This is a genomic window from Pseudomonas sp. P5_B2, assembly GCF_056400445.1.
In genome coordinates this window covers 26,173-37,352 of the sequence record NZ_JBFULH010000013.1, presented here as the reverse complement: position 1 = coordinate 37,352, position 11,180 = coordinate 26,173, and the positions used below count along the sequence as shown (strand labels likewise).

The 11,180-nt window shown below is 59.5% G+C and carries 9 protein-coding genes; 5 read left to right on the top strand and 4 right to left on the bottom strand.

The features are described 5' to 3' along the window. The 3 genes from AC1DRJ_RS03205 to AC1DRJ_RS03195 all read left to right on the top strand — a co-directional run. Positions 1 to 685 (top strand): outer membrane protein transport protein (locus AC1DRJ_RS03205; RefSeq protein WP_477800796.1); only part of this gene is annotated, 685 nt, incomplete at its 5' end. A 139-nt stretch (positions 686 to 824) separates the two neighbouring features. Continuing rightward, the gene (locus tag AC1DRJ_RS03200) at positions 825 to 1,220 is read left to right on the top strand and encodes a hypothetical protein (protein ID WP_477800795.1); all 396 of its coding nucleotides are present in this window, start codon (positions 825 to 827) and stop codon (positions 1,218 to 1,220) included. 545 nt (positions 1,221 to 1,765) lie between these two features. Next, positions 1,766 to 2,134 (top strand): DUF6124 family protein, encoded by a 369-nt coding sequence (locus AC1DRJ_RS03195; RefSeq protein ID WP_477800794.1) that lies wholly within the window; start codon positions 1,766 to 1,768, stop codon positions 2,132 to 2,134. A gap of 44 nt (positions 2,135 to 2,178) precedes the next feature. Here AC1DRJ_RS03195 and AC1DRJ_RS03190 read toward each other — a convergent pair whose 3' ends face one another. The 4 genes from AC1DRJ_RS03190 to AC1DRJ_RS03175 form a co-directional block, all read right to left on the bottom strand. Continuing rightward, complete coding sequence (locus AC1DRJ_RS03190; RefSeq protein WP_477800793.1) at positions 2,179 to 3,738, bottom strand: amino acid permease; 1,560 nt, start codon at positions 3,736 to 3,738, stop codon at positions 2,179 to 2,181. A 137-nt stretch (positions 3,739 to 3,875) separates the two neighbouring features. Further along, complete coding sequence (locus tag AC1DRJ_RS03185; RefSeq protein ID WP_477800792.1) at positions 3,876 to 5,036, bottom strand: iron-containing alcohol dehydrogenase; 1,161 nt, start codon at positions 5,034 to 5,036, stop codon at positions 3,876 to 3,878. A gap of 3 nt (positions 5,037 to 5,039) precedes the next feature. After that, positions 5,040 to 6,431: an aldehyde dehydrogenase family protein gene (locus tag AC1DRJ_RS03180; protein ID WP_477800791.1), complete on the bottom strand. Its 1,392-nt coding sequence runs from the start codon at positions 6,429 to 6,431 to the stop codon at positions 5,040 to 5,042. A gap of 7 nt (positions 6,432 to 6,438) precedes the next feature. Continuing rightward, positions 6,439 to 7,812, bottom strand: a complete 1,374-nt coding sequence (locus AC1DRJ_RS03175; RefSeq protein WP_477800790.1) for a glutamine synthetase family protein — start codon at positions 7,810 to 7,812, stop codon at positions 6,439 to 6,441. 262 nt (positions 7,813 to 8,074) lie between these two features. Between AC1DRJ_RS03175 and AC1DRJ_RS03170 the strand changes: the two genes are divergently transcribed. Further along, positions 8,075 to 9,088 carry a helix-turn-helix transcriptional regulator gene (locus AC1DRJ_RS03170; RefSeq protein WP_477800789.1) on the top strand — a complete coding sequence of 338 codons (1,014 nt, stop codon included), beginning with the start codon at positions 8,075 to 8,077 and terminating at the stop codon, positions 9,086 to 9,088. A 141-nt stretch (positions 9,089 to 9,229) separates the two neighbouring features. Then, positions 9,230 to 11,077, top strand: a complete 1,848-nt coding sequence (locus AC1DRJ_RS03165; protein WP_477800788.1) for an amidohydrolase — start codon at positions 9,230 to 9,232, stop codon at positions 11,075 to 11,077. The last annotated feature ends 103 nt before the right edge of the window (positions 11,078 to 11,180 follow it).

Genomic DNA, 11,180 nt, shown 5'->3' with positions numbered 1-11,180 from the left:
CAAAGGTGATGACACGGCGCTTGGCTACAACGTCGGCGTCTTGTTTGATTTGAGTGATGCGACCCGTTGGGGGATTAACTATCACTCGAAGGTGAGCTATGAACTCAAAGGGCATACCGAGGTTTCCGGCTCCCCAAGCGTTATCCCGCTGGACGGAAACTATGACAACAAAATTGACATCACGATGCCCGAATCCGTGGACACATCTATCACCCATCATTTCAATGATCGCTGGACGGGATACCTGGGGACCACCTGGAAACGTTGGAGCCGGATTCAGAAGGTCGAGGCAGTCAACAGCGGTCTTTCCCAATTGGGCGAGGCGGCTGGTCTGGGACGTGTGACAGAGGAAATGAACTGGCGAGACACTTGGTCTACCGCCGTTGGCGCATCTTATCAATTGAACCAACAATGGCTGTTACGCGCAGGCTACGCCTATGACCCGTCGCCCATTAGAAATGCCGATCGCAGCGTGCGCGTTCCGGTCGGGAATCGCCAGGCCGTGACCTTGGGTGGCGCTTATTCGCCGAGTTCCGATCTGACCATAGACTTTGCTTATGGCTATCTCTGGGACTCCAAAGTCTCTGTAAAGCAGTCGAACAACTCCGGTCTTCAACCGGAATACAGTGCCGACTACGAAAACAGTGCGAATGGGATTTCAGTGCAGGCAACTTATCGGTATTAATCGGTACGTGCGGTTTTTCAGCCAGTGCTATCGATAGCGCTGTGGGGCATGGGTGAGCAGTGATTTTTATACCCTCTACACTCTTCTACAGGTGTTGGATTCTAACCTTGGAATAAGTTATTAGAAACAAAGGAGAAAAATGGAACTGTCTGATGCGATTTCATATTTTCGATACTCTTTAGATCAAGCGCACAAATTTTGGGGTTATTATCAAGCTATCACTGCAGCAGCAGTAGCTTTCTCTTGGGCATCAACCAAACCTCCAACCGAATTACTGATCGGACTGGCTGCAGTGTATTTATTATTTTCATTGCTAAACTGTCGGCTGATCATAGCGTCCCAAGTGGCCGCACTCGAAATTTGGCGTTTGCTACAAGATTACGAAGAAAATCCAACAGAAGCAAAGCCAAGCAAATTTCTGTCACTTTTGAAGTTAAACAAACCCGATAATCCGATACTTGTGGCCGGCATGCAGATCACTCTCAGCATATTCGCAACAATGGCTATATTGATCAGGATTAAATTTGTTGGCTGAACTTGGCGAGAAATCCACATCGTTTATTCACGGGATTTGTAAAAGCTGTTGGTATTCGAATCAGGTAAATGACTCAATAGACCATGCTGCCAATACACTCGCGACGATCACCATTGTARATACGGCAGTGGCTGCCTGGATGTTTTCCTGGCTTTCATCGCCTGCAGGATGCGCGTATCAGCTCATTCAACAACTCTTGATGGCGCGTGTTTAAACACCCTCAAGGTTACGTCCTGAAAGCTACAAATCCTTGCGCCATTGCCTACGGCTACGCCAGAATCCGCCGGCTTGTGCGCCTTGGGGCTGCTCGGTAACTTGGTTCCCGTCACTGCCCATCAGTGATCGGGTTTAGTCGCCCGTTGATGTCAAGACGCACAATGTCTCTATCAGTCAGGTATCCCATGCCTGCATTTGATGGCGGTTGTGCGCAGGGCGCTTCGGCGCGCCGATTTCTTGGCTCATCGGTCGACTAACCTGCGCACAGCTGCCTCCCTCTCGTTTAGTCGCGAGCTGGTTGCAGCCTCACTCATATGAGGTCTGAGCCAATGTTCAAAGTAACACCCAACCCACCAGACACCGATCCAGTGTCCCCGTACGAACCCGATTCAAAAAAACTCAACGAGGCCGCCGAACGCGCCCTCAACTTCCACTTCCCGTCGAACGCCGACATCAAAGCCACCAAGCGAACGCGCAGTACGCTGTTTTCCGTGAACCCAGAGGCCACTGCCGAAACCCTGGCTGTATTTTTGGTCGAGACGCTGGCGTCGGTCGATGTAATGGTTCATCAGTTGGTGAATCATTTGGAGGGTGAGTCGCGCTATGCGTTGTTGGGCATTTCCAACAGCATCATGGTGGCGGAGATTACGGCGAACGGGGTGCTGGATAAGGTTGCTCATCGACCTCTATTTTCATAAAAACGGGACGCTTAGCGTCCCGTTTTTTTGCTATGACGATCAGCTCAAACCGGCTTATCCAACGCTGCCTCAGCCGCCGCAATTTGCGCCTGGCGCTGAGCAATCACGTCGCCCACCGGCGGTCCCTGGAAGCGTCGCGCTTCAAAACCGAACCAGACAATCGCCGTCAGCACCAGGAATCCGATGGTGATGTATAGCGCCCAATCGTTCGGTGGCTGAATGCCGATGATGAAGATGATCACCATCGAGAGGACCGAGAGCAGGGCAAACACCGTGTACCAGAAGCGCCCCATGTTCCACGGCCCCATGGTCGGCCACTTCGAGGTACCGTAGGCAAACAGGCCCAGCACGATGGGGATGACGAAAGAGAAGAACAGGAAGATCACGGTGCAGGACACCACGATGGTGTAGACCGGCGTTTCACCGATCGAGATCACCGACGAGCCCCAGACGAACAACACTGCGAGGGTGGCGCCGGTCCAGATCGCGGCCACCGGGCTGCGAAAGGTTGGTGAGACCGAGGCCAGCGCTTTGGAGCAGGGCAGGCCGCCGTCGCGGGAGAAGGCGAAAATCATGCGTGACACCGAAGTCACGGTCGCCAGCCCGCAGAGAAATTGCGAGATGAAAATCGCCACGTACAGCGCGAGCTTCAGGGTTGGGTTGACCTGGGTGTCCATCGCCCAGAAAAACACGGTCCAGCCATGTGACGCGGCTTCGTCCATGTTGGGCAGCATCAGCACAAACGAGCTGAGCATCACCCAGCCGAACAGCAACGACCAGACCACCGACATGACCATCCCACGCGGCACGGACATGGCGGCATTGCGGGTTTCCTCCGAGGTGTGCGCGGAGGCGTCGTAGCCGGTGATGGTGTAGATCGGCAACAGCAGGCCGAGCATGAAAATCCAGCCGTTCGACACCTGTGGCCAGACGCTGCCACCCGCCTCGCCGGAGTAGTTGCTGAAGGTCCACAACCGCGCGAATTCATAACTGGGTGCGGAGATCAGGCAGACGATGGTCAGCGCCAGCGCCGTGGCGAAAATCAGGTAGCCGGAGAAGTCGGTGAGCCTGGCGGTCAGGCCGATGCCCAAGTGGTTGCACAAGGCCTGCAGACCGGTCAGCACTGCGAGGAAAATCACCCGTGTCGTGGTGGTGTCTTCCATGCCCAGCGCCGGGCCGAAGGCACCGAAAAAGAAGTAATAAGTGCCGACGTTGATCGCCCCCAGCACGGTGACCAACCCCAACAGGTTGAACCACGCGGTCAGCCAGCCGGTGAAGCGGTTGCCGAGAATCGAACCCCAGTGATACAGCCCGCCAGCGGTGGGGTACGCCGAGGAAATCTGCGCCATGGCCATGGCGAACACCCCGGAGATCAGGCAGCCAATCGGCCAACCGATGCCGATGGCGGCGCCGCCTGCGCCGGAGGTGCCTTGGGCGAGGGAATTGATGCCCCCAGAGAGGATGCAGATGATTGAAAAGGAAATCGCAAAGTTGGAGAAAACGCCCATTCGTCGCGAGAGCTGCTGGGCATAGCCCATGCTGTGCAGCGCCTTGACGTCATCGTCATGCGACGCGTCTGCGCCGGGCTGGCTTGCTGGATTCATGTTGTGTGTGCCCCATCAGGTTTTGATACGCATCCATCCGGAAGGCCGGACGGGCTGGCTTTCAACCCCTTGTCGTACTGCTCCTGTCTCCAACCGATACAACCTGCCCGTGCGCTGAGCACAGGCAGTCAATTGCTCTACAGGCGGCCGTGAAACGCCGCGTCGAAAATCTCTGCTGCACCGGCCTTGGTCAATGGCAGCGGATTGCCGCCGGCAGAAGGGTCGACAACGGCCATGTCCGCGATCAGGTCGGCCTGTGTGTCATCCACCCCCAACTGCACCAGTGTGTGCGGCACGCCGATGTCTTTGCGCAGCTTGAGGATGAAGGCCAGGAAACTGTCGAAGCCGGGGGTGGGCAAGCGCAAATACGCAGCCAGGCGCGTAATGCGTTCTTCGATGGCCGGGCGATTGAATTTCAGGACGTAGGGCATGAAGGTCGCGTTGGTCATGCCGTGATGGGTGTCGTACAGCGCGCCCACCGGATGGGAAAGGGCATGCATCCCGCCAAGGCCTTTCTGGAACGCGGTGGCGCCCATCGCCGCCGCCGCGAGCATGTGCGCGCGAGCATCAAGGTCGGATGGCGTGTGCACGGCGCGCACCAGGGCGTTGGCTACCAGGCGCATGCCTTCCACGGCGATGCCGTCGGCCAACGGATGAAAGCCGGGGGCACAGTAGGCTTCCAAGCAATGGGCCAAGGCGTCCATGCCGGTGCCGGCGGTGACTTTGGCCGGCATGCCGACGCTCAGGGCCGGGTCGCTGATGACCACGCGCGGCATCATTTTCGGGTGAAAGATGATGCGTTTGGTGTGGGTGGCCTCGTCGATGATCACCGCGGCTCGGCCCACTTCCGAGCCCGTGCCTGCAGTGGTCGGCACGGCAATGACCGGGGCGATGCGGCTTTCGTCGGCGCGGGTCCAGTAGTCGCCGATGTCTTCGAAATCCCACACCGGGCGGGTTTGGCCGCTCATGAAGGCGATGAGCTTGCCCATGTCCAGGCCGCTACCGCCACCGAAGGCGATCACGCCATCGTGGTTGCCGGCGCGCCAGGCGTCGAGGCCACCGGCCAGGTTGGCTTCGACCGGGTTGGGCTTGAGGTCGCAGAACAGGGTGACGCCGAGGCCGGCGGCACCCAAGGCTTCCAGGGTGGCGATGGTCATCGGCGCACGCGCCAGGCCACTGTCGGTGACCAGCAGCGGGCGCTCGATGCCCTGGCTGCGGCAGATGTCGGCGAGTTCGGCGATGCGGCCCACACCAAAGCGGATGCTTGTGGGGTAATTCCAGTTCGCGGTCAGGCTCATGGCTCAGATCTCGTGGCGCAAATGGAAGGATTTGGCGCGGGTCAGGTGTTCATAACCGAGACGTGACAGGGTGACGCCGCGCCCGCTGTTCTTCACCCCGGTCCAGGCCAGTGCCGGGTCGAGGTAATCGCAGCGGTTCATGAATACAGTGCCTGTGTCGATGTCATTGCCCAGGCGTTCAGCGGCGGCCAGGTCTTGGGTCCAGATGGAGGCGCTGAGCCCGAACTCGCTGTCATTCATCAAGGCGAGGGCTACGTCATCGTCTTCCACCGGCATGATGCCGACCACGGGGCCAAAGCTTTCCTCGCGCATGACTGACATTTGGTGGGTGACGTCGACCAGGACTTGCGGCGCGAGGTAGGCGCTGCCCGGTACATCAGCGGGGAACGCCTGCGGGTCGATCAGTGCCTTGGCACCTTGGGCCAGCGCTTCGGCGATTTGGCCGCGTACGAAATCAGCGGCGGCCGGGGTGACCAAGGGGCCGAGCGTGGTGGCTTCGTCCAGCGGGTTGCCGAGCACGTATTGGCGGGTCAGGGCGGCGAAGCGTTCGATGAAGGCTGGGTAGATTTGCTTATTGACATAAATGCGCTCGATGGCGCAGCAGCTCTGCCCGGAATTGAAGAAGCTACCGTCCACCAGATTTTCTACCGCATGGTCGAGATTGGCGTCTGCCCTTACGTAGGCCGGGTCTTTGCCGCCGAGTTCCAGGCCTACACCAAGAAAGCGCCCGGTGGCGGCGGTTTCCATGGCCTTGCCGGCGCCGACGGAGCCGGTGAAATTCACCTGATGAACACGTCCCGAGCCAATGATCGCGGCGGTCTGGCTGTGATCGAGCAGCAGGTTATGGAACAGCCCCTCGGGGAGGTTCGCGCGGGCCATGGCCTCGGAGAACCGCTCGCCGACCAGCAGCGTTTGCGATGCGTGTTTGAGGATGACGCTGTTGCCAGCCATCAACGCCGGAATGATCGTATTTACGGCGGTCAGGTACGGATAATTCCATGGCGCGATGACCAGCACTGTCCCCATTGGATCACGCTGGATGTGCCGGCGGAAACCGGCGACCGGTGTCGGCTCAATCGCTGCCAGCGCTTCAGGCGCAATGGCTATCATGTGCCGCGCACGCTCTTCAAAACCGCGCAATTCGCCCGCACCAAACCGTACCGGGCGACCCATTTGCCAGGCCAGTTCCCGCACGATGTCAGTTTTCATCGCCAGCATCGCGTCCACCACCGCACTGCAAAAAGCCGCGCGTTCGCTCAGTGGCCGGCGTTTCCATTGCGTCTGGGCGGTGGCAGCTGCGTCCAGCGATTGCTCGATTTGCGCTGGATCGGCGTAGCGACGTTCAGCGTAAACCCGGCCATCGACCGGGGAAATGAGTTGAATGATTGCCGTCATGGTGACCTCAATAGCGTTCAAAGCCGCGCTGCAATTCCCAGTCAGTGACCCGCCGGTCGTACTCTTTCTGTTCCCATTCGGCGGTGTGCACGTAGTGATCGATCACTTCATCCCCGAATGCTTCGCGCAACATGCTCGAGGTCTGGAGCGCGGCGCAGGCTTCGCGCAAGGTCTTGGAGACTTCCGGCAAGTGTTCGTCGAGGTAGGCGTCGCCTTCAAAGGGCGGCGCGAGCGTGAGCTTCTCGTCGATCCCGGCCAGGCCCGCCGCGATCAGGGCCGCAAAGGCCAGATACGGGTTGAGGTCGGCGCCGCCGATGCGGCATTCGATGCGGATGGATTTGCTGTCTTCTGCGCACAAGCGGAAGCCTGCGGTGCGGTTGTCCCGGCTCCACACCGCCCGCGTCGGCGCAAACGTGCCGGCCTGAAAGCGCTTGTACGAGTTGATGTAAGGCGCGAGAAAACAGGTAATGTCGTTGGCGTACTTGAGCTGCCCGGCGACCCAGGCGCGCATCAATGTCGACATGCCGAATTCTGCCTTGGCGTCGAAGAACAGCGGCTTCTTGCCGTTCTTGTCCCACAGCGAATTGTGGATGTGGCTGCTGGACCCGGCGGCGTCATAGCGCCACTTGGCCATGAACGTGATCGCTTTGCCTTGCAGTTGCGCGATCTCTTTGCAGGCGTGTTTGATGATGACGTGGTGGTCGGCCATGGTCAGGGCATCGGCGTAGCGGATGTTGATTTCTTCCTGGCCGGGGCCCCATTCACCCTTGGAGTTTTCCACGGGAATGCCGCTGGCCTGCAGATGCTTGCGAATTGCCCGCAGCACCGGCTCTTCGCGGGTGGTCTGCAGGATGTTGTAATCCTCGATGTAGTGGCCGGCGGTTTTTGGCTTGCTGTAGTTGCGCTCGTGGATGGCCTCGTAGCTCTCATCGAACAGGTAGAACTCAAGCTCCGAAGCGAACATGCCGGTGTAGCCACGCTCGCGCAGGCGTTCGATCTGTTTTTTCAGGATCGCCCGTGGGCTGTGCGGCAAGTCGCGGCGATGGTGGTGATCGAGCACATCGCAGAGCACCAGCGCTGTGCATTCCAACCACGGCACACGGCGCAGGGTGGACATATCGGGCTTGAGGACAAAGTCGCCATAGCCTTTGCTCCAACTGGCAGCGGCGTAACCCGGTACGGGTTCCATGTCGATGTCGTCGGCCAGCAGGTAGTTGCAGCAGTGGGTTTCTTCATGGCCGCTGTCGATAAAAAACTCGACCTGGAATCGCTTGCCGACCAGGCGTCCCTGCATGTCGACCATGCAGACCAGTACGGTATCGATTTCGCCGGACACGGCGGCACGCTTCAGTTCATCAAAGCTGAGGAGGGGCTCGGTCATCACGTCAGTCCTGCGTGAAAGTGTGGGCCAGTCTGAAATAGCTGTTGCAGACGCTCTTCAGAAAAACCCAAACCCTGCCGGAGCGAGCATCGTGCGCAATAAGCTGATCCTTAGCTTAGCCTACTGTCGATTTGTGCAAGTTTTGCTGCTTGATACTTGATAAACCGGCCTGGAAGTGGGCGTTTCGAAGCGCTTCTGGACGTCGTCACTGCGCCTATGGCATGGTCGAAAAAAATGCCACGCAGCCAACAGGATTCAAAAGATGGAGGATGGGGATCAATTCGGCGGCGCACCGTCGATGGCGACGCTCAAGGCATTCAATCAATGCGTGTTGCACCTCGGGCGACTGGCTCGCGAACGCGGTGCCTCGCAATTCATCGAAGACGGTCTGCAAGCCTTCCGCCCACTGGTGCCATTCGCGTCGGCATGGTGGGGCGAGATGTCCACGTCAGACGCCCATGCGGCGCCGAAAAGCTGGATGCACGGGCGCATTGATCTGCCCGAGTCGTTTGCCGCCGAATGGCACAAGAGCGCGGGCAGCGACAAGTTCTCCCATGACACCTTGAGCCAACCCGGCGCAGTGGTGCGTGACAGCGGCTTCACCGATCCCCATGAAGAGGTCGACGCCTTCGCTCGCCGTCACGACCTCTACCACCCGATGTGTATCACCTTCGAGTTGCCTGAAAGCGGGCTGATGTTCTTTGTCTGCCTCTATCGCGGCGAACAGGCACCGGCATTCAACGACAGTGAGGCTGCGTTGTTTTCGGCGTTCTGTGATCACCTGTTGCAGCTATGGCGGTTCCAGGTGCAAGACATGATCCGATTCGACACCGGTAACGGCGCCAGCGACTTCGGGGTCGCGCGCATGGACGGCACGTTGCTGTACGTGGGCGCCAGTTTATGCGCAGCCATCCAGCGCGAAGTGCCGGGGTGGGTCGGTTCGATGCTGCCAGCGCAGGTGATCGCGCAACTGGCAAAAGCGCCGAGCGTCATGCGTTTGGGCCGTTGTGCGCTGACCCTCAGCCCGAATGCCCGGCACGTCATTCTGTCCCTCGAAACCCAGTCGCGCGGTGCCGTGCTGGCGCCACGGGAACGGACGGCGGCGATGCTGTTTGCTGCCGGGCACTCGTACAAAGAGATCGCGAAAATCCTCGCCTTGAGCCCCGCGACCGTGCGCACTTATCTGCGCAACTGCTACTTGCAGCTTGGGGTGAAGAGCAAGGTCGAACTGGGTTCTGTTTTGTCTGCGCAGGCAACCCGCCGCGAATCACAGTGACGCCCACTCATTGACTGACCCCTCCTCATTTGTGGAGGTCCATCCAGCGGCCGCGCGCTATAGGGTATGCCTTGCATATCAGGGGCTTGCGCGCAGGCTGTTCGGGCCTCTTCCAAAACTATAAAAACAGAGGTGAGGCAGTTGAAATTTTCCAGGCTTTTTGTCGCCATTGCGGCAACCACGGCATTTTCCGGTCTGGCGCTGGTGGGGTGCCAGACCCAGGTTTCGACGCCAGCAGACATGGTCATGCGCAACGGCTATGTCTACACCGTCGATGGCCAGAACTCGGTGCAGCAGGCGATTGCCGTCACGGGTGGGAAGATTGTCTATGTCGGCAATGACGAAGGGGTTGCTTCGTACATCGGTAAGCAAACGCAATTGATTGATCTGGCGGGACGCATGCTGATGCCGGGCTTCATCGATGCGCACATGCACCCGGGCGATGGCGGCCGCGCCATGACTTTGTGCGACCTGAAATACCAGACCATGACCCGCAAGGTGTTCCAGGAAACCATTCAGGCGTGCCTGGATGCCGACAAGGATAAAGGGCCGGATGTTTGGCTCGAAGTGGGCAGCTGGGACCGGATGGGCATGGACGGACTCGACGGCGACCCGGATAAATCGACGCTGGACGCACTCAAGACCCAGCGGCCGATTCAGGTGCGCTCCACCGATTTTCATACCGTGCTGACCAACTCTCGCGGCCTGGCGGTTGCCGGCATCAACAAGCACACGGCCAACCCGAGTGATGGCAAATACGTGCGCGACAGTGCCGGCAACCTCACCGGCATCTGCGAAGACGGCGCGGCCGATGCCATGGCCGTCGTGGTGCCCGCAGCCACTGACGCCGAAAAGCTCAACCAGACCCGCGCGGCGCTCGACGCCATGCGTCAGCAAGGCATCACCAGTTTCTTCGATGCGTTGTCGGGGCCGGAAAATGGCAAGGCCTTCACCACTTTGCAGCAGTCGGGTGAGCTGACTGCGCGGGCCTTGCTGGCGATCAAACTGGACCCTGCTGCTGCGTCAGCCGACCCGGCGAAAACCATCGCCGAGGCCAAGGCAATGGCCGCGATCTACGACCAGGGCGAAACCAAAGTCGCGCCGGGTGTGAGCATGCGTCACGTCAAATTGTTCATGGACGGCATCATCAATGCGCCAGCGGACACCGGCGCGATGTTGACGCCGTACCTGCACAATGCCGGCACCGATAAGACGCCAAAATGGGCGTCGGGTAAAAACGTCGGTGAACTGTATTTCCCGCCGCAAGTGCTTAAGCCGCTGCTGTTGCAAGCGGTACAAGCCGGCCTCGACCCGCACCTGCACGCCACCGGGGACCGCGCCGTGCGTGACTCCCTCGACGGCATCGAATACGTGCGTCAGCAACTGCCCGGCACCGGCTTTCGCCCGGCCATCACCCACAACGAGTCTGTGGACCCCGCCGACTATGGGCGCTTCAAGGCCCTCGACGTGACCGCCAACATGTCCTTCCAATGGGCTCAGCAAGCGCCTTCAACGGTCGACGGCACCAGCGATCACCTCGGGCCTGCGCGATTTGCGCGCATGGAACCCTCGGGCAGCATCGCCCGCGCTGGCGGGCGCGTGGCGTATGGCAGCGACTGGCCGGTGGACCCGCTCGACGAGTTCCTGGCGCTGAAGATCGGTGTCACCCGCTCAGGCGATCCGCTGAACCCGCACAGCTATGGCCCCAAGTACGCCGGTCGATTGAATGCCGACCCTGCGCTGTCCCGTGCCGACGTGCTGCGCACCATCACCCTCAACGCCGCCGAGCAATTGAAACTGGAGAACGTCGTCGGTTCGGTCGAGGTTGGCAAGTTTGCGGACCTGATTGTGCTGGATAAAAACTTCATGCAGGTGCCCGAAGAGGAGCTGGCTCGCAACGCTGTGCTGATGACAGTGGTCGGCGGCAAAGTCGTGTGGGCCAAGGCGCCGTTCGTGGGACAAGTGGCCATGGCCGAACAACAGAAATAACCCCATGCCCACTAATGCCGATCAGTTAAGCAATTTCTGCTGTAACGCAATTTCTGTAGCAGCTGGCGAAGCCTGCGTCCGGCTGCGCAGCAGTCGTAAAACC